Origin of the sequence: uncultured Fibrobacter sp., from assembly GCF_900316465.1 — a bacterium.
In the GTDB taxonomy this organism is placed as follows: Bacteria; Fibrobacterota; Fibrobacteria; order Fibrobacterales; family Fibrobacteraceae; genus Fibrobacter.
On record NZ_ONDD01000020.1, the window covers coordinates 72,507 to 90,414 of the forward strand.

The following is a 17,908-nucleotide window of genomic DNA, read 5'->3' on the forward strand; positions in this document are numbered from 1 at the left end:
TTTAACTTCGCTAAGATATGGAGATATGTGTGGAATTTATTCCCGAGTCTATCGAAACAGAATTTGTTAAAAATGAATTTGGCACCACTAAATTTGTCGGCCCGGCGAAGGCTGTAATTGGCAATAACCTAATGCCGCGTAGCTACGATTTAAAAGGTCGTAACATGCATGGAAAAATAAAGGCTAAAGGTGTTTACTATGAAAAAAGAAATTAAGCGTAAAAAGAACTATTCTAAGCCGACAATGACGGTGCAAAAGCTTAAACAGAATGTTGTCTTGCTAGGCAGTTCTAACAACGACGATATTGTTAATGTTGAATTTGTAAAGTAGTACAAGACAAAAAAAACACCCTGCCGAAGCAGGGTGTCCAAACTCTTGGTTTGAGTGGTTACTACCTGGAGTAGTATTCCACGACGAGCTGTTCTTCCAGCTTGACCGGAATCTGTTCGCGGAGCGGGAGCTTCACGAGCGTGCCTTCCATCTTGCCGGCGTCGACAGTCACGTATTCAGGGACAGCCGGAGCGTTAGCAATGGCTTCCTTGATCTGCACGTGTTCCTTAGAGCCTTCGCGAACTGCAATCACGTCACCGGCCTTGATCTGGCGAGACGGAGAGTAGCTGCGGACACCGTTCACGGTGAAGTGGCCGTGAGCGACATACTGGCGAGCTGCAAAAATCGTGCGAGCAAAACCCATGCGGTAGACAAGGGCGTCAAGACGGGTTTCGAGCAAAATCATCAGGTTGTCACCAGCAGAACCGGCGCGACGGTTGGCTTCGTCATAAGCCTTGGCCAACTGAGCTTCGGAAATGTTGTAGGTGAAACGCAGACGCTGCTTTTCGACGAGCTGCTGCTTGTACACGGAAGAAGACTTCTTGCGGGTCTGGCCATGCTGGCCGGGTGCAAAGTTACGGCGATCGAGAGCCTTCTGAGTCTTCTGAGAGACGGCGAGTCCGAGAGAACGGGCTACCTTACCTTTTGGTCCACGGAAAGAGGACATTTTTACCTCGTTAAAGGAAGCTCTTTGGTTAACATGCATGTTGGCAGAGCTTGGCGCGACATGCACTCATTGGTGCGACATATATAGAAATAAATCTGCCGATTTTCAACTGAATCACCCCAAAAACAGCCCGAACCACCCCTTTAGGTCGCCACTTTATTATATTAGGGCCATGGATTGGAACGAAAATCAGCTAAAAGAACCGCGTTTGATTGATATCCCTATTGCCCACGACCAGCGGGGTAACCTGAGCGTGGTCGAGGGGGGCGAACTGGTACCTTTTGATATCAAGCGCGTGTACTACCTGTATGACGTTCCCGGCGGAACGACCCGTGGCGGTCATGCCCATAGGAACCTCCGCCAGCTGATTATTGCTGCCAGTGGCAGTTTCGATGTGATTCTGGATGACGGCAAAAAGCGTTCCAAGTATTCTTTGAATCGCTCCTACCATGGTCTTTATATTCCGACCATGCATTGGCGTGAAATCGAAAATTTCTCGTCGGGTGCGGTGTGTATGGTGCTTGCGTCGGAACATTACGATGAGTCCGACTACATCTACGATTACGAAGACTTCAAGAAAGAAGTTACTTCTCGTATCTAACGTTCACGCAGGGGAGCGCCCCGAACGATTCCTTGTAGTGGAATAAGTTTTCGTTCAAAAAGTTTCCACCGTTTTCGGTAGAAATGCCCCAAGAGAAATGCCTGAATCCTTCCTGGACCGCTTCGCGCAAGGCGAAAAGGTTCATGGGCGTCGTGTGGTGGAATTCAGTAAAGCTTTCGTCGGGCGAAATGTTCTGGTCGTGCAGGACTTTTGTCTTTCCAAAAACAAATTGAAGCATCCCGCATACGTATCGACCGCCAAAGAATAAACCTCTGAAACGAAGATTTTCAGGAATTCTTTTTTTCAGGTCCAGTAAGTCTTCTAGCGTGTGGACCGGCTTGACATGGTGCTTTTCTTTTGAAATGGTCAGAAACTTGTGGAAGGTGGCAATTTCTTCTTCCGACTCCAAAGCTCTGTATTCCCAGCGGTCTTTTTCGGGCAATTCTTCAATAAACTTGTTTGCAGCAACCCAAAGCCTTCTTTGATTTCGGTTGCAGTTTTCTAGAGGGTCGACGCCTGTAGATAGGGGCGTCTGGCTGCTCAGTTCCGTATGACGGGTATAGCCCAGGTGCTCAAGAACATATTCAAGCATGTCTGGCGTTTCTTCTGCAAAAAGTGCGGGCGTGATTTTAAGAACGCTGTGCTTGAAATTTGCAGTCAGGTATTGGTCCGCCTCTTGAAGAACTTCAAAAAGTCTTGCCCCGGTATAGTATGGCTTTGCGATAATGGGACCGCCAAAGGTTGACCCTGCATGCGACACGAAAGTCTGCTCTTTTTCAACTCCCGGAAAATAGGCGACGATGGTTCCGCTCTTTTGAAGCGCAAAACTGGCTTCGTTAAAACGTCCAGCCGGATGGTAGTTTAGAAAACGCCTTGTTTGCAGGAATGTCCCGTTCGCCGATTCTTGCATTACAAAATGGTCGAATCGTTGGTCTAGTTCGGGGCTGTAGGGCAAAATTTCGTACATGTTCTTTAAAATAGAAAATGTTAATTTGCTATTTTCACAAACAATGATGAATGTCCCGTTTTATTCGCTGGATTATGTGAATCGTGCCTTGGGTGATGCCCTGCGCGAATCTTTTTCTGATGTTCTTGATTCAAAGTGGTTTATTCGCGGAAATCGTTGCCGTGAGTTTGAAGAAGCGTTTGCCTCCTATTGTGGGAAAAAGGCTTGTGTCGGTGTGGGCAATGGCCTTGATGCGCTGACCTTGATGTTGAGGGCGTCTATTCAACTGGGTCGCATGCAACAGGGCGATGAGGTGATTGTTCCGGCGAATACGTTTGTGGCGACTGTTTTGGCGGTGCGTGCGGCAGGACTTGTGCCGGTGCTTGTGGAGCCGAATCCTGAAACTTGCGTGTTGGATACGTCCCGATTGGCTGATGCTTGCTCTGCAAAGACTCGTGCCATTTTGGTGGTCCACTTGTATGGCCGATTGACCGATATGCCTGCCGTTTGTGAATTTGCGAAGGCGAAAGGCTTGCTCGTGTTCGAAGATGCGGCCCAGGCCCACGGAGCTAGTGGCGTGTCCTATTCGTCTAATGCAGCGGCCTATAGCTTTTACCCGACGAAAAATCTCGGCGCCATGGGCGATGGGGGTGCGGTCGTTACCGATGACTTGGAACTTGCTCAAGTGGTAAGGTCTCTAGGCAATTACGGCTCCGTCGAAAAATATGTGAACCAGTATGTGGGCGTGAATTCCCGCCTCGATGAAGTTCAGGCTGCGGTACTGCTTGCAAAACTTCCGCATCTGGATTCCTGGAATGCGCGCCGTCAGCAAATTGCGGCCCGCTGCTGTGCCGAAATCAAGAATCCGCTGGTGCGTGTAACGCCTGTTCCTGCGAATCCGAAGTCGCATGTGTGGCATGTTTTTCCGGTTTTCTGCGAAACCCGTGACGATTTGCAAAAGTTCCTGAAAGACCGCGGCGTGGAAACGCTGATCCATTATCCGATTCCGCCGCATTTGCAAGAGGCTTTTAACGGGGCGCTTTCACGTGGTGAACTCCGCCATGGCTCGCTTCCGATCGCAGAAAAACTGGCGAAGACGGAACTTAGCATTCCCATGGGCCCGTCCATGACCGACGACCAAGTTTCTTACGTCATTGAATCAATCAATGCCTATGCCCGCTAACCAGAATTACACAAAGCTTTTTGCCGGCTCCGGAGCGGTCACGCTGTTCAATGCGCTTCGTGCATTTGCAATCAACAAGTTGCTCGCCATATTCCTGCCGCCGGCAGCGTTTGCGTGCGTAGGGCAGTTCCTGAATTTCATGAGTATCGGTTCGGCAACGTCTTCGCTTGCGTTACAGAACGGCTGGACTGCTCTGACGGCGCAGAACAAGAATGACCAAGAAAAATTGCTTGGCATTTGGCGTGGTGGACTTCGCCTGACAACTTTTGCAAGCCTGTTCACCTTTATTGTGGCGCTTCTGTTCTGTTTTATGGCGCCTCTTGAATCGCTTTTGCCGGGCGTTCCGACGCGCCTTGCGCAGGCGGCAATCCTCTTTGCCTTGCCGGGTGTATTTGCGATGAACATCATTACGATTTGTGCCGCCGTCATGAATGGACTTGGCGAAAATCGCAAGTGGGCTCTCATCAATATTGTGACTTCAATATGGCAAGTGCTTTGGGTTGCGTTCTTCCTTTACACGGGGCGCCTTTCGGTGCTTTCGATTATTGCGACTCAGTCCATTGTGGCAGGCATTTTTGCAGCCCAAATTGCAAGCCGTGCCGGTTTTAGTGTAAAGAAAGTCTGGAAGACCGCTCTCGATACGCGTTATCCCTGGTTCTCGTATGTGCTCATGGGGCTTGTTCCGATGGTGTTGGCGCCGGTGGTGCTGACTATCATGCGTACGACGGTGGCTTCTCATTTCGGAAACGATGCCGCGGGCATTTGGCAAAGCGTCTGGAAGGTTTCGGACTTCTTGTTCATGGCGATGTCGGCCATTTTGACGGTTATAATCTTGCCGCGAGTTTCGGCAAGTATGAGCCGCGGCGAGTTTTTCAAGATGTTTAATCCGTTGCTGCTTCGCATTATGGGAATCTCGCTTGCGATGATTGCGGCCCTGTACTTTGGCCGTAGCATCTTGGTGCAGGTGCTGTTTTCGCAGGCGTACATGGGTGCCGTCGATTACTTGCCGCTTCAGCTGGTAGGCGATTTCTTTAGGGCGGGCGGCTTTGCGCTTGCGCTAGTGCTGATTGCCCGTGCCGAGACCAAGGCTTTCCTTTCGGTTGAAATCGGTTCAGAATTCTTGCTGGCTGCAGGAACCTTTGTCGGAATCAAATTCCTTGAATTTAACGGTCCGATGGCGGCGTACGCTTTTGAAAATTTCTGCTACTTTGTGGTGCTCTACGTTTTGGTATGGAGGCTTAAATGGAATACTCCGTAACGAACATGTTTGCGCAAAAAATGACCGAAAACGTTTATGTGAAGGCGTTTGCGCAGGGTGAAGAAACGGAACAACGCGAACTTCCGCCTGTTGTTTCGGTGCTGTTGGCTAGTTATAATCATGAAAAATATGTCGAAGCCGCCGTTCGTTCTGTCATGGAACAGAAGGGTGTCGCCTTTGAACTGATCGTCCTTGACGACGGCAGTAAAGACAAGTCTCCCGAGATTCTCAAAAAACTTTCTGCAGAACTCAAGTTCCGCTATATTCATCGAGAAAATAAGGGCGTTGTCGCCACGTTGAACGAAATGCTCGAACTTGCGCGCGGCAAGTATTTCTGTACTTTTTCTTCTGACGACATCATGCCGCCGGACCGTTTAAAGAAACAGTCCGATTGTCTGATGGCTCACCCGGAGGCGGCAGGCTGCTTTGGGCAGGTGAAGCCGATGAGCGAAAATGGAATTGTTTCGGAAAACCTGGATCCGGCATTTTTGAAGTCTGTCCCTGAAATTAAGTTTGAAGAATTTTTCTTGGGCTTAAAACCGCTGCACGGTTGCGCTGAAATGTTCGTGACCGAGAAAGTCCGTCGCTTGGGTGGCTACGATACACGGTTCTTTTTCGAGGACTATCCGCTATACCTGAAAGTACTTTACGAATATGGCCCACAGCCGGTGTTGCCCGATATTGTGTGCTGCCATTACCGTGATCATGGTAATAATATGCATGCCAATCACAATCGCATGTATGCCGAGTTCTTGCGCATTATAGAATTGTATAAAGACCATAAGCTATACCCGCAGGCGGTCAAGAACTGGAAGGCGAATTGGTTCTCGGCTCTAGCTTATGCACAAAAAGGCGAGGCGTTAAAACGATTGCCGCAGCTTGCGACCTTTAGCTCGGCTTTCTTCAAGCGATTGCCCAAGTTGTTCATCCCGAGAATGTTCTTAAAGTATTAAAGGTAAAGATGATTTCTGTCTGCATGGCAACATATAATGGCGGCAAGTTTATCCGCGAACAGCTCGAAAGCATTCTTTCGCAGTTGCCTACTGATGCCGAAATCGTCATCGCCGACGACGGTTCTACCGACGATACCATGCAGGTAGTTGAATCCTTGAAAGAATCTCGCATTCGCGTGTTGCCTGCCGAAAAGCACCTGGGGGTAATCTACAACTATGAGCGCGCCTTACAAGCGTCTAAGGGCGAAATCATTTTCCTTGCAGACCAAGATGATATCTGGCTTCCGGGAAAGGTGGAAAAAGTCCTTGCAGCTTTGAATGAGGCCGACCTTGTGACGCACGATGCGTGGATGCTTCGTCCGTCGGAATCTTCTTGGACTCGCTCCGGCAAGTTGAGCGATATTCGAGCCTACAAGAGTGGGGTAGTTACCAACTGGTGGAAGAATACCTTTACAGGTTGCTGCATCGCTTTGCGTCGAAGTGTTCTAGGCAAGGCTCTTCCGTTTCCGAAGAATCTCCCGATGCACGATCAATGGCTTGGTCTTGTGGCCGAGAAATATTTCAAGGTGAAGTCAATTGACGAACCGCTGGTGGAATACCGTCAACATTCTACCAATGCAACGCATATCGGGAATTCTCCCGCAGGTGTACTTCAAAAGATTAAATGGCGAGTGAACTTGCTGAAGGCAATTATTTGATGGCCTGAATAACTTCGCCCCAGCCCATTTGCACAATGGCGCCGGCGCGAACCAGATTGCCCTGCGCTTCTTCGTAGTCTTTTAGAATTTGACTCCATTCCGACACATCGCGGCGGAACTTGACATCTTTGTGAATGCGCTTTAAGAGCATGTCCTGTTTCCACTGGGCTGCGGCAGAGAGTTTCTGGCAAGAAACATCGAGAGCGTCCAGGTAGGCGGGGATAGCGTCAAGGAAAGTCTTTTCGAATGGCTTTGCCTTGGACTTTGCCTGTAAGACCAGGTTCTTCTGGTTGATGGCGTTCTTGCGGATTTCACTCATGAGTCGAACAATTCGTTCGAAATCCACTTGCGGCCAGAACAGGCTGAACGGCCACATCTTTTTCCAGTGGAATTTGAACATGGATTCGTGGGCCGTATTTTTGGCCCTGATAAGTTCCTTCAGGTTTTCAAAAATGACCTGCGACGGGAGCATTTCTTTGTTTTCTTGTTCGCTCATGGCCTGCAATATACTAAAAAAGGGGGTGTTTTCTGTAAAATTGCCGTAATTTTCCGAAAGTTTGCTTGTTTTTTTTTATTTTGGAAGTAAATTCTATATGCAAAAAACTTGCAAAAGGATACTTATGGACAAAAAGAAATTCAAAATTTTGATGATTGTCGATATTGTGCTCATTATCGGCTTGTTTGCCTTGATGATGGTTCTGAAGGGTCAGTACAACGACCAGGCACAGAAGACTGTGAAGGAACAGGTGGATGCTTACCTTGAACTTTCCAACGGTGCTGTTCAGGACCAGTGGAAGGCCGTGGACCAGTACGGTATGGCTTGGCGCCTTGTCTATGCAACTCTGACCACTGCAAAGACCGAAGCCGCTTTTGATGCTGCGGTCAAGGCTATCGAAGGCGACAAGGATGCTCGTTTTAAGCAGCTTTCTTACATGTACGAAGCTGCTGGCATTCCTCCTCAGGCTCAGAATTCCATTTACGAAAAGGCCGGCCTTGCCGACAAGTTCCTCTTGAAGAACGAAGGTGGCGTCAAGGAAGTGGCATGCGGTAAGAACTGCGTCATTTCGTTCACGTTTGCGAAGGGCAAGCTGAAGTCCAGCGACTACAGCGCTCTTGCCAACTACAATATGGCCGATCACTTTAAGCTCGAAGCCCCTGCGGCCTACCATTTCGAATAAGGAGTTGTGAAAATGAACGTAAAGAATATTTCTATTGCACTCACCGTTCTGGTTATCGCTCTCCTTGCTACGCTTTTGATGCAGAAGGGTAGTTACGTGTCTCAGGCTACGGAACACTACACCAAGACCACCACTAACTCTTACAAGGGCGCCTCCAAGATCATCGAATACGTGAACAACTCTATCGATGTGAACAAGGGCGTATGGTCCTTGGCTTGCGAAACCGTGCAGTCTGTAAAGACTTCTCAGGATCAGGCTCGCCTGGAAGCCAAGTATTTCCCGGCTACCAAGGGCTCCATGAGCATTGCGAACATGACTCGCCGCTTTGAAGCTACGGGTGCCTACTACATCATTTCGAAGTTCTCGAAGGTCGAAGTCGACAAGAAGACCGAAGTCAAGTCTCTTGCTGGCCTCGTCTCTGTGAACGTGAATGCTCTCGTCGGTAATCCGGGCGAAGAAATCGCCGAAGAGGAAGAAGGCGAAGAAGGCGCTGAAGAAGCTGTCGAAGAAGCTCCGGCTCCGAAGAAGGCTGCAAAGCCTGCCAAGGGTGCCAAGGGCAAAAAAGGCAAGAAGGGCAAAAAGCGCTAATCGCTTGACACTTAATAAGATACGGAAAAATGAAACACGACTCTAAAAAGGGTCGTGTTATTTTTTATGGAAGATAATAAAGCGTTGGCCAAGGAAGGGGAGGGTGCAGGGAGGGGACCGTGCGGCCTTCGCAACTCCGAGCTGGGTCCCCTCCCGCATGTTTTTTCTAAATTTTGCGCGTAAAAAACAAATAGAGGTTAATAATGCTCATTTTACGTGGTACGCCGGCTCTGTCGGATTTCCGTCTCCAGAAACTTTCTTCCGATTTCAAGAGCGCAGGCCTTTCTGTCGCTACCGTTTACGCTGAATTCCTGCATGTGGTGGACCTGTCCGAGGGCCTATCCGATGCAGAAACCGAAACTTTGAAGAAGGTGCTGCATTACGGTCCGGCCCGCGAACCCAAGGCTCTCGAAGGCGAACTCTTTGTGGTGTGCCCGCGTCCGGGTACCATCAGCCCGTGGAGCTCCAAGGCTACTGATATCGCTCACATCTGCGGCCTCCCGGCTATCAAGCGCATCGAACGTGCCATCGCTTACTACGTGAAGTTTGAAGGTGCTGTTCCCGCCGGTGCCCGCGAAAAGATTTCGGCCAAGATTCACGACCGCATGACCCAGGCCGTTTTCGCCGACACCGCCTCGCTCGAAGTCCTCTTCAGCAAGGAAGAACCGCGTCCGCTGAACGTGATTCCGGTGCTTACCGAAGGCCGCGACGCCCTCGTGAAGGCCGACAAGGAAATGGGCCTCGCTCTCTCTCCGGATGAAATCGACTACTTGGTCAAGAACTTCACCGAGCTCAAGCGCAACCCGACCGACGTGGAACTCTACATGTTCGCGCAGGCCAACTCGGAACACTGCCGCCACAAGGTGTTCGGTGCCGAATGGACGATTGATGGTGTCAAGCAGGACAAGTCCCTGTTCCAGATGATCAAGAACACCTACCAGCTCCACAACTCGAACATCTTTAGCGCCTACAAGGACAACGCCGCCGTGATGAAGGGCGCTGTCGCTGGCCGCTATTACGCTGACCCGCGCAACAACAAGTACGACTTCCACCACGAAGAAGTCGACATCTTGATGAAGGTCGAAACCCACAACCACCCGACGGCTATTTCTCCGTTCCCGGGTGCTGCTACCGGTAGTGGTGGCGAAATTCGTGACGAAGGTGCCACGGGTAAGGGTTCCAAGCCGAAGGCCGGCCTCACGGGCTTTAGCGTTTCGAACTTGAAACTGCCGGGTGCAGTCCAACCTTGGGAAAAGGACTTTGGTAGCCCGTCCCGTATCGCTTCTGCTCTCGACATTATGATCGAAGGTCCGCTGGGTGGCGCTGCATTCAACAACGAATACGGCCGTCCGAACATCCTCGGTTACTTCCGTACTTTCGAACAGGAAGTCGATGCCCAGAACGGCAAGGAAGTCCGCGGTTACCATAAGCCGATTATGTTGGCCGGTGGTCTCGGTAACATCAAGCATGAACATATCGAAAAGGGCCACATCGATCCGGGTGACCACCTGATCGTGCTCGGCGGTCCGGCCATGCTTATTGGTCTTGGTGGTGGTGCAGCTAGCTCTGTGGCTAACGGTGCCGGTAATGAATCTCTCGACTTTGCTTCTGTGCAGCGTGAAAACCCGGAAATGGAACGCCGCTGCCAGGAAGTCATCGACCGCTGCTGGGCGATGAACGATGAAAACCCGATTACCTTCATTCACGACGTGGGTGCAGGTGGACTTTCCAACGCCTTCCCGGAACTGGTGAACGATGGCGGTCTCGGTGGTAAGTTTGAACTGCGTAATGTGCCGAACGACGAACCGGGTATGAGCCCGTTCGAAATCTGGAGTAACGAATCCCAGGAACGTTATGTGATTGCTATTGCAGGCGACAAGCTCGATGTGTTCGACGCTATCTGTAAGCGTGAACGCTGCCCGTACGCTGTGGTGGGCGAGGCTATTCCTGAAAAGCACCTGACCCTGACCGACAAGCACTTCGGTACGACTCCGATTGACATGCCGCTCGGCGTACTTCTCGGCAAGCCGCCTCGCATGATCCGTAACGAAAAGAGCCAGAAGCGTCCGCTTTCTTCCACGGTGGTTCCGGCTGATGCCTCCATCAAGGATGTGGCTCACCGCGTGCTTGCTAACCCGACCGTCGCCGACAAGACGTTCCTCATTTCTATCGGTGACCGTTCTGTGACGGGTATGATTTGCCGCGATCAGATGGTTGGTCCGTGGCAGGTTCCGGTTGCTGACTGTGCCGTGACCAGCGCAACTCTCGATACTTACGAAGGTGAAGTCATGAGCATGGGCGAACGCGCCCCGATCGCCTTGATTTCTCCGGCCGCTGCCGCTCGTATGACGGTGGCTGAATCCCTCACCAACATGGCTGCCGCTTGCGTGCCTGATATGGGCCGCGTGAACTTGTCCGCAAACTGGATGGCTACGCCGAACTACGAGGGCGACGGCGCCGACCTTTACGAAGCCGTGAAGTCCATCGGTATGGAACTTTGCCCGGATCTCGGCATTACGATTCCGGTGGGTAAGGATTCCATGAGCATGAGCACCGTGTGGCAGGACGACAAGGGTAGCCACCGCGTGACCGCTCCGATTTCTCTGGTCATCAGTGCCTTTGCTCCGTGCGCCGATGTGCGCAAGACGCTTACCCCGCAGCTGTTGCAGGATAAGGATTCTACGCTCGTGCTCGTTGACTTGGCCCGCGGTCAGAACCGCATGGGCGCATCTATTGCCGCTCAGGTTTACAACAACCTCGGCGACAAGGCTCCGGATGTTGATTCCGCTCAGGAACTCCGCGCCTTCTTCGAAACCATCCAGAAGCTCAATGCTGCCGGCAAGATTATGGCCTACCACGACAAGAGCGATGGCGGTCTCTACACGACGGTTGCCGAAATGGCATTCGCTGGCCACGTGGGTGTCACGCTCAATGCCGGTGCCCTCAAGGGTAACCTGATTGACGCCTTGTTCAACGAAGAACTCGGTGCTGTGCTTCAGGTGAAGAAGGCTGATTTGAAGGCCGTGTTCGAAGCATTTGCTGATGTCGGCCTCGGCGATACCGTTTCTGAAATCGGTACGCTCAACGATACTTACAACTTAATCATCGGTGATTACGCCGAAGGCCTCTCGGATCTCCGCGCCATCTGGAGCGACACGACCCGCCGCATCGCGGCTCTCCGCGATAACCCGGATTGTGCCGAAAGCGAATACAAACTCAAGCTGGAACAGGACGATCCGGGTATCACGCCGAAGGTCACCTTCGACGTCGCGGCGTCTGCCAAGATTGTGAAGGACTTCGCAAGCCGTCCGAAGATGGCAATCCTCCGTGAACAGGGCGTCAACGGCGAACTCGAAATGGCTGCCGCCTTCCAGAAGGCCGGCTTCGAATCCATCGACGTTCACATGACCGACATTCTCGAAGGCCGCGTAAGCCTCAAGGACTTCAACGGTCTCGTGGCTTGTGGTGGCTTCAGCTATGGTGACGTTCTCGGTGCCGGTGAAGGCTGGGCCAAGAGCATTCTCTTCAACCCGAAGGCTCGCGCTGAATTCGAAGCTTACTTCAACCGCAAAGACACCTTCACGCTCGGTGTTTGCAACGGCTGCCAGATGGTTTCTAACCTCAAGGATTTGATTCCGGGCGCCAAGCACTGGCCGCGCTTTGTGCAGAACCTTTCTGAACGCTTCGAAGCCCGTTACTGCTCTTTGAAGGTCGAAGATACTCCGGCTGTGCTCCTCAAGGGCATGGCAGGCTCCGTGCTCCCGATTGCGGTCGCACACGGCGAAGGCCGCGCAGAATTCGCTAGTCGCGAAGCTGCTGCTCCGTTACGTGGACGGCAAGCACGAATACACTGAACGCTACCCGCTGAACCCCAACGGTTCCCCGTTCGGCATCAACGGCCTCTGCTCCGAAGACGGTCGCGCTCTCGTCATGATGCCGCACCCGGAACGTGTGTTCCGTACCTGCCAGTACTCCTGGCACCCGGCAGAATGGGGCGATGACGGTCCGTGGATGCAGTTGTTCCGCAACGGTCGTATCTTCGTCGGCTAATTTTTGTAGCTTAGTGTCGAAATTGCTGTCTTGAAATCTTAACCAGAGGAATTATGAAGGCAAAACTCCTGGCTCTCGTTACATTAGCTTCGCTGTTTGTATTGAACGGCTGTAACGGTATCGGCGACAAGGATACGCTCCTGGCTCGCATCGATGGCGAAAAAGTCTATCAAGAAGATTACGCTTTGCTGTTGAAAAATGAGGGTGGACAACTTAATACCTTCAAGAATCAGTTCCTTTATGACAACCTTTATTCGAAGGCTGCGCTTTCGGCTAAGGCTGTCGAGGAATATCCGCAATTAGAAGACGAATGGAAAGCCTTTTACGCAGACCTTGATATCCGCGTACTTACGATGGTTTACCAGCGTTACTATATCTCCGAAAATATGACGTATAGCGATGCAGAACTCCGTCAGTTCTACGATGCCAACCGTAGCATGTTCCCCGAAGATTCTACCGGTGATTTCTTGATGGTGCGTCCTTTGGTGGCAAGTTGCTACTACGCTTCCAAGAATGCCGAAGCATTTGCGTCTTATCTCAAGGATACTCTCAAGCTCGAAAATCCGACAGCAGAAGATTCCATGAAGGCGAAAAAATCTTTTGCCGCAATTCGTCGTGGGGCACTGCAAGAGGAATTCTCTACGGGAATTCTTGAGAAGTACAAGATTGGGATTCAGGAAATTCCTCAGGTTGATCCGAAGGCTTATTACAATAGGCATCAGGACCAGTTCATGACGGCTCCTGGTTATGAACTTTACCATGTGCAAGCGGATTCTGCAAAACTTGCAACGTTGCTTTCTACAACGCCGACGCTTGAACAGTTCAAGTCGATGGCTGTTGCAAATAGCAAGAATGCCAAAACGGCCAAGGATAGCGGTTACGTAGGACACGTCAAGAAGGATTTTGCTTTGCCTTATGGCATTGGAATTGTTCCTGATTTGGCTTCGGCGCTTGAAGGCAAGGAACCGGGCTTTGTGACGCCTGTGCTCAAGTCTACGGATAATATCTGCCATATTTTCTACTTGGCAGGAATTGATGTAGCTCGCTTGAAGCCGTATGATCGCGTCGATGTAGGGATCGCAAATGGACTCAAGGATGGCTCTTTTTTTGATGTTGATACCTCTGTCGTGTTGATTACCAGGGCAGGGGAGCCCGTGTTCACGGAAGCGGACATGGTTCGCTTTAATGAAACGTTTGTTCGCCGTGTAATGAATCGTTCTCTGCATGATCGAATCGTGTCGATGCTTGCCGAAAATTTTGCGTACGCCGAAGCTGCCAAGGAAGCCCATCTGAACCATAGCTGGGAATACAGGGCCTTGGTGCGTCAGTCTCGCAGGGATTACCTGAGTGAACATTATGTTCAGAAAAAGATCAGCGGAGAAAATATCCCCGAAGATACGCTTAAGGCTTTGTACGATCATGTCGGTAGCCCGATTCATGCAGGTTACGACTACGAAAAGGCCAAGGATGACCTGCGTAAGGTGGCCGCATTCCCGGCAAACATGTATAAGTACGAATATTACATGGGATACCGCTTGCTTTATAAGGACTTGACGTACGAACAAAGCATTCCCAAGATCTACTTCCGCCGTGCTGAAGAATTCCAGAAACTCTTGTCCGATAGGCTTGCTGCAGAAGCCTATTCCAAGGCGACGGTTCACCTTTATGATACGGGCGTTACTGAATATAAGCCGACCATGATTGCTAGCATTTTGATGGCTCGTGCCGATTCTCTGTACCAGGCCGGCAAGAAGTCGGCTGCCTACAATGAATACCGCAAGGTCATGTACGCCTACGCCGAAAATGATAGCCTGTTCGAACATGTCGCTTACGAAATGGCTCAGATCGAGAGCGAAAACGAAAATTTCCTGGATGCAGAAGGCGACTATAACGCTTTCTACAACATGTGGCCGAATAGCCCGAATGCTGAAAAGGCCATGTTCAGCCGCGGCTTTATGCTCAACGAAAACTTGGGTATGAACGATAAGGCTCTCGAAGTGCTGGAAGCGTTCCTCCAGAAGTATCCGAACAGCGAACTGAAGGAATCTGCCCAGTGGCTTGTCGACAACATCAAGAGTAACGGCAAACTTGCCGATGATTTGATGAAAAAGATCGAAGCCGAAGAGTAAAAAACCTATATTTCCCACATCTTAAATCAAAAGGTACCAACTATGGAAATGACATTTGCAATGATCAAGCCCAATGCCGTGAAATCCGGTCTCATGGGCCGCATTATCGACCGTTACATCGCTGCAGGCCTCTCTGTCTGCGCCGTGAAGATGCACCAGATGACTTCTGCTGATGCTCGCGGTTTCTACGCTGAACACGTAGAAAAGCCGTTCTTCCCGGAACTCGAAGCCTACATGACCAAGGGCCCGTCCGTGATGCTCGCCCTCGGCGGCGAAAATGCCATTGCCAAGGTTCGCGCTATCAACGGTGCAACCAATCCGGCTAAGGCGGAACCCGGTACCCTCCGCTACGACTTTGCCCCTTCCATGACCGAAAACGTCGTGCACAGCTCCGACAGCCCCGAATCTGCCAAGCGTGAACTGGACTTCTGGTTCAAGGAAGACGAACGCTACGCTTACGAAATGCCTTCCCTCAAGGCTTGCTGCGTCCTCTAAGTTTCAAAAAATAACCCCCCTCAAGGAGACACAACTCAATGCAATGGATCGTCAAGTATCTTACCTCCTCCATCGGTAAGAAGCAGATCATGGGATGCACGGGTGCCTTTTTGGCTCTGTTCATCTTGGGCCACATGTGTGGCAACTTCCAGCTTCTGAATTTCGACCAGGCTGCGGCTCAGGCATCCTACAATGCCTACACCGAATTCCTGACCGGATTCAACCCGCTCCACTTCCCGGTGAAGATGATTTACCTCATTGAACTGGTGCTGGTGGCCGCCTTCGCTATTCATATCTTCCTCGCCGTTACGCTGAAGATTGAAAACAAGAAGGCTCGCGGTGGCATCGATTACGAAGTCAACGCTCGCAAGGGTAAGAAGACCTTCGCAACCTTCACCATGATCTGGTCTGGCCTCTTCATTGTTGCCTTCCTCGTGCAGCACCTCATGATGCTCAAGTTCGGCGAACACTACCTTTACATGAACGACAAGGGCGAAATCGTCCGCGACATGTGGCTCACCACCATCCAGATGTTTGCTAACCCGGCTTGGGCTGCATTCTACGTGGTCAGCATGTTCGTGATCGGTATGCACCTTTTCCACGCTATTTCTTCTGCTTTCCAGACCATGGGTATCGCTCACCAGAAGTGGACCCCGATCATCGATATCGCTGGCATCGTCTACAGCATCGTTATCGCCCTTGGCTTCGGTATCACCGCTGTCGCCGCCTTCTACCTCGGCAACCAGCCCGAAACCCAGGCCCTGATCGAAAAGTCCCGCAGCCTCCAGCCGCAGTATGAACAGCAGAAGCAGGAAAAGGAAGCCAAGAAGGCTGCCTTCGTGATTCCGTCTGTTGGCGAAGTTGAAGTTTCTTTTAACGCTGAAATTTAAGGAGCCCACTAATGATTCTTGATTCTAAAATCCCCGGTGGTTCCATCGAAGAAAAGTGGACCAAGCATAAGTTCGAACTCAAGCTCGTGAACCCCGCCAACAAGCGTAAGTTCACGGTGATTGTGGTGGGTACTGGCCTTGCCGGTTCTTCCGCTGCTGCATCTCTTGCCGAACTTGGTTACAACGTCAAGTCTTTCTGCATCCAGGATAGCCCCCGCCGTGCACACTCCATTGCTGCTCAGGGTGGTATCAACGCTGCTAAGAACTACAAGAACGACGGCGACTCCGTTTACCGTTTGTTCTACGATACCGTGAAGGGCGGTGACTTCCGCGCTCGCGAAGCCAACGTGCACCGCTTGGCCGAAAACTCCAACCTCATCATCGACCAGTGCGTCGCCCAGGGTGTTCCGTTCGGTCGTGAATACGGTGGCCTCCTCGACAACCGTTCCTTCGGTGGTACGCAGGTTTCCCGTACGTTCTACGCTCGTGGTCAGACGGGTCAGCAGCTCTTGCTCGGTGCCTACCAGGCTCTCATGCGCCAGGTTGCTGCCGGTAAGGTCAAGATGTTCCCCCGCCGCGAAATGATGGACCTGGTCGTGATCGACGGCAAGGCTCGCGGTATCATCGTGCGTAACCTCATCACGGGCGAACTCGAAAGCCACGTGGCCGATGCAGTCTGCCTTTGCACCGGCGGTTACGGTAACGTCTATTACCTTTCTACCAACGCTCAGGGCTCTAACGTGACGGCTGCTTTCCGTGCTTACAAGCGCGGCGCTCTGTTCGCCAACCCCTGCTACACTCAGATTCACCCGACCTGCATTCCTCGCCACGGCGACCTGCAGTCCAAGCTCACCTTGATGAGCGAATCTCTCCGTAACGACGGTCGTATTTGGGTTCCGCGCAAGGCTGGCGACACCCGCAGCCCGGACCAGATCCCCGAAGAAGACCGTTACTACTACCTCGAAGAAAAGTACCCGAGCTTCGGTAACCTGGTGCCTCGTGACGTGGCATCCCGTAACGCCAAGCAGGTCTGCGACGCAGGTCTCGGCGTGGGTAACACCAAGCAGGCCGTGTACCTCGACTTCGCCGACGCTATCCAGCGCATGGGCGTTGCCGGTGTCTCTGCCAAGTACGGCAACCTCTTCCAGATGTACGAAAAGATTACCGACGAAGACCCGTACAAGGTCCCGATGCGTATCTTCCCGGCCATCCACTATACCATGGGCGGCCTCTGGGTGGACTACGATCTGATGTCCACGATTCCGGGCTGCTTCGTTCTCGGTGAAGCCAACTTCTCCGACCACGGTGCAAACCGCCTCGGCGCTTCTGCTTTGATGCAGGGTCTCTCCGACGGTTACTTCGTCATTCCGTTCACCATCGGCGGCTACTTCGCGGGCACCAAGCTCGAGAAGGTTTCCGAATCCGATGCCGCGTTCGAAGACTGCAAGAAGCAGACCGAAGAACGCATCCACAAGCTCCTCTCCATCAAGGGTCACCGCACTGTTAACGATATCCATCGTGAACTCGGTAACATCATGTGGGAATACGTGGGCATGGCCCGTAACGAGGCCGGCCTGAAGACCGCCCTCGAGAAGATTCCGGCCCTCCGTGCCGAATTCTGGGAAAACGTCAACGTGCTCGGTTCCGAAGGTTCCTTCAACCAGAACCTCGAACGTGCCGGCCGCGTGGCTGACTTCCTCGAATTCGCCGAAGTCCTCACTCTCGACGCCCTGCACCGCAAGGAATCTTGCGGCGGCCACTTCCGCGAAGAAAGCCAGACTCCGGAAGGCGAAGCCAAGCGCGACGACGAGAACTTCTGCTACGTGGGTGCCTGGGAATACAAGGGCGACGGTGTCGCACCGGAACTTTCCAAGGAACCTCTTACCTTTGATAACGTCCACCTCGCTACTAGGAGCTACAAATAATGAGCGGACTGAATTTG

Annotated in this window: 15 protein-coding genes and 1 pseudogene; 13 read left to right on the forward strand and 3 right to left on the reverse strand. The window is 51.8% G+C overall.

The features are described from left to right. The first annotated feature begins 29 nt into the window (after positions 1 to 29). Entirely contained in the window at positions 30 to 215 is a 186-nt protein-coding gene (locus QZN53_RS09295; RefSeq protein ID WP_163438719.1) for a hypothetical protein, read from the forward strand. A 176-nt stretch (positions 216 to 391) separates the two neighbouring features. On the opposite strand, the gene rpsD is transcribed toward QZN53_RS09295, so the two are convergent. Beyond that, entirely contained in the window at positions 392 to 997 is a 606-nt protein-coding gene (gene rpsD, locus QZN53_RS09300) for a 30S ribosomal protein S4 (protein WP_073320591.1), read from the reverse strand. Positions 998 to 1,169: 172 nt separating this feature from the next. On the opposite strand from rpsD, the gene QZN53_RS09305 reads away from it, so the two are divergent. Beyond that, positions 1,170 to 1,598, forward strand: coding sequence for an FdtA/QdtA family cupin domain-containing protein (locus QZN53_RS09305; RefSeq protein WP_163438720.1), 429 nt, complete (start codon positions 1,170 to 1,172; stop codon positions 1,596 to 1,598). Here QZN53_RS09305 and QZN53_RS09310 read toward each other — a convergent pair. Beyond that, on the reverse strand, positions 1,582 to 2,565 hold the full coding sequence (locus tag QZN53_RS09310) for a GNAT family N-acetyltransferase (protein ID WP_163438721.1): 984 nt from the start codon (positions 2,563 to 2,565) through the stop codon (positions 1,582 to 1,584). The two genes, QZN53_RS09305 and QZN53_RS09310, sit on opposite strands and share 17 nt — an antisense overlap. Positions 2,566 to 2,611: 46 nt before the next feature. On the opposite strand from QZN53_RS09310, the gene QZN53_RS09315 reads away from it, so the two are divergent. The 4 genes from QZN53_RS09315 to QZN53_RS09330 are packed head-to-tail and all read left to right on the forward strand — an operon-like array spanning position 2,612 to position 6,636. After that, complete coding sequence (locus tag QZN53_RS09315) at positions 2,612 to 3,727, forward strand: DegT/DnrJ/EryC1/StrS family aminotransferase (protein ID WP_367269185.1); 1,116 nt, start codon at positions 2,612 to 2,614, stop codon at positions 3,725 to 3,727. After that, the gene (locus tag QZN53_RS09320; protein ID WP_294652708.1) at positions 3,711 to 4,985 is read left to right on the forward strand and encodes an O-antigen translocase; all 1,275 of its coding nucleotides are present in this window, start codon (positions 3,711 to 3,713) and stop codon (positions 4,983 to 4,985) included. The genes QZN53_RS09315 and QZN53_RS09320 overlap by 17 nt, the downstream gene beginning before the upstream one ends. Further along, positions 4,970 to 5,938, forward strand: coding sequence for a glycosyltransferase (locus tag QZN53_RS09325; RefSeq protein WP_294652711.1), 969 nt, complete (start codon positions 4,970 to 4,972; stop codon positions 5,936 to 5,938). The genes QZN53_RS09320 and QZN53_RS09325 overlap by 16 nt, the downstream gene beginning before the upstream one ends. An 8-nt stretch (positions 5,939 to 5,946) precedes the next feature. Then, positions 5,947 to 6,636: a glycosyltransferase family 2 protein gene (locus QZN53_RS09330; protein ID WP_163438723.1), complete on the forward strand. Its 690-nt coding sequence runs from the start codon at positions 5,947 to 5,949 to the stop codon at positions 6,634 to 6,636. Here QZN53_RS09330 and QZN53_RS09335 read toward each other — a convergent pair. Next, entirely contained in the window at positions 6,629 to 7,132 is a 504-nt protein-coding gene (locus tag QZN53_RS09335; protein ID WP_163438724.1) for a hypothetical protein, read from the reverse strand. The two genes, QZN53_RS09330 and QZN53_RS09335, sit on opposite strands and share 8 nt — an antisense overlap. Positions 7,133 to 7,256: 124 nt before the next feature. Between QZN53_RS09335 and QZN53_RS09340 the strand changes: the two genes are divergently transcribed. The 7 genes and pseudogenes from QZN53_RS09340 (at position 7,257) to QZN53_RS09370 (ending at position 17,891) form a co-directional block, all read left to right on the forward strand. Next, positions 7,257 to 7,814 (forward strand): hypothetical protein, encoded by a 558-nt coding sequence (locus QZN53_RS09340; RefSeq protein ID WP_163438725.1) that lies wholly within the window; start codon positions 7,257 to 7,259, stop codon positions 7,812 to 7,814. Between the two features lie 12 nt (positions 7,815 to 7,826). Continuing rightward, on the forward strand, positions 7,827 to 8,402 hold the full coding sequence (locus QZN53_RS09345) for a hypothetical protein (protein ID WP_205428135.1): 576 nt from the start codon (positions 7,827 to 7,829) through the stop codon (positions 8,400 to 8,402). 203 nt (positions 8,403 to 8,605) lie between these two features. Continuing rightward, a pseudogene (purL, locus tag QZN53_RS09350) lies at positions 8,606 to 12,452 on the forward strand (phosphoribosylformylglycinamidine synthase). A 53-nt stretch (positions 12,453 to 12,505) separates the two neighbouring features. Next, a complete protein-coding gene (locus tag QZN53_RS09355; RefSeq protein ID WP_163438726.1) occupies positions 12,506 to 14,581 on the forward strand; it encodes a peptidyl-prolyl cis-trans isomerase in 2,076 nt (691 codons plus the stop codon). 42 nt (positions 14,582 to 14,623) lie between these two features. Next, on the forward strand, positions 14,624 to 15,076 hold the full coding sequence (gene ndk / locus QZN53_RS09360; RefSeq protein WP_163438727.1) for a nucleoside-diphosphate kinase: 453 nt from the start codon (positions 14,624 to 14,626) through the stop codon (positions 15,074 to 15,076). A gap of 38 nt (positions 15,077 to 15,114) precedes the next feature. Then, positions 15,115 to 15,966, forward strand: coding sequence for a succinate dehydrogenase cytochrome b subunit (locus QZN53_RS09365; RefSeq protein WP_163438728.1), 852 nt, complete (start codon positions 15,115 to 15,117; stop codon positions 15,964 to 15,966). A gap of 11 nt (positions 15,967 to 15,977) precedes the next feature. Then, positions 15,978 to 17,891, forward strand: a complete 1,914-nt coding sequence (locus tag QZN53_RS09370; protein WP_163438729.1) for a fumarate reductase/succinate dehydrogenase flavoprotein subunit — start codon at positions 15,978 to 15,980, stop codon at positions 17,889 to 17,891. Positions 17,892 to 17,908 lie beyond the last annotated feature (17 nt).

What these genes read in the sequence shown, in the direction of transcription:
- rpsD (WP_073320591.1), bottom strand. Translation starts at nt 997, where the DNA reads ATGTCCTCTTTCCGTGGACCAAAAGGTAAGGTAGCCCGTTCTCTCGGA.
- QZN53_RS09305 (WP_163438720.1), top strand. Translation starts at nt 1,170, where the DNA reads ATGGATTGGAACGAAAATCAGCTAAAAGAACCGCGTTTGATTGATATC.
- QZN53_RS09310 (WP_163438721.1), bottom strand. Translation starts at nt 2,565, where the DNA reads ATGTACGAAATTTTGCCCTACAGCCCCGAACTAGACCAACGATTCGAC.
- QZN53_RS09315 (WP_367269185.1), top strand. Translation starts at nt 2,612, where the DNA reads ATGAATGTCCCGTTTTATTCGCTGGATTATGTGAATCGTGCCTTGGGT.
- QZN53_RS09320 (WP_294652708.1), top strand. Translation starts at nt 3,711, where the DNA reads ATGCCTATGCCCGCTAACCAGAATTACACAAAGCTTTTTGCCGGCTCC.
- QZN53_RS09325 (WP_294652711.1), top strand. Translation starts at nt 4,970, where the DNA reads ATGGAATACTCCGTAACGAACATGTTTGCGCAAAAAATGACCGAAAAC.
- QZN53_RS09330 (WP_163438723.1), top strand. Translation starts at nt 5,947, where the DNA reads ATGATTTCTGTCTGCATGGCAACATATAATGGCGGCAAGTTTATCCGC.
- QZN53_RS09335 (WP_163438724.1), bottom strand. Translation starts at nt 7,132, where the DNA reads ATGAGCGAACAAGAAAACAAAGAAATGCTCCCGTCGCAGGTCATTTTT.
- QZN53_RS09340 (WP_163438725.1), top strand. Translation starts at nt 7,257, where the DNA reads ATGGACAAAAAGAAATTCAAAATTTTGATGATTGTCGATATTGTGCTC.
- QZN53_RS09345 (WP_205428135.1), top strand. Translation starts at nt 7,827, where the DNA reads ATGAACGTAAAGAATATTTCTATTGCACTCACCGTTCTGGTTATCGCT.
- QZN53_RS09355 (WP_163438726.1), top strand. Translation starts at nt 12,506, where the DNA reads ATGAAGGCAAAACTCCTGGCTCTCGTTACATTAGCTTCGCTGTTTGTA.
- ndk (WP_163438727.1), top strand. Translation starts at nt 14,624, where the DNA reads ATGGAAATGACATTTGCAATGATCAAGCCCAATGCCGTGAAATCCGGT.
- QZN53_RS09365 (WP_163438728.1), top strand. Translation starts at nt 15,115, where the DNA reads ATGCAATGGATCGTCAAGTATCTTACCTCCTCCATCGGTAAGAAGCAG.
- QZN53_RS09370 (WP_163438729.1), top strand. Translation starts at nt 15,978, where the DNA reads ATGATTCTTGATTCTAAAATCCCCGGTGGTTCCATCGAAGAAAAGTGG.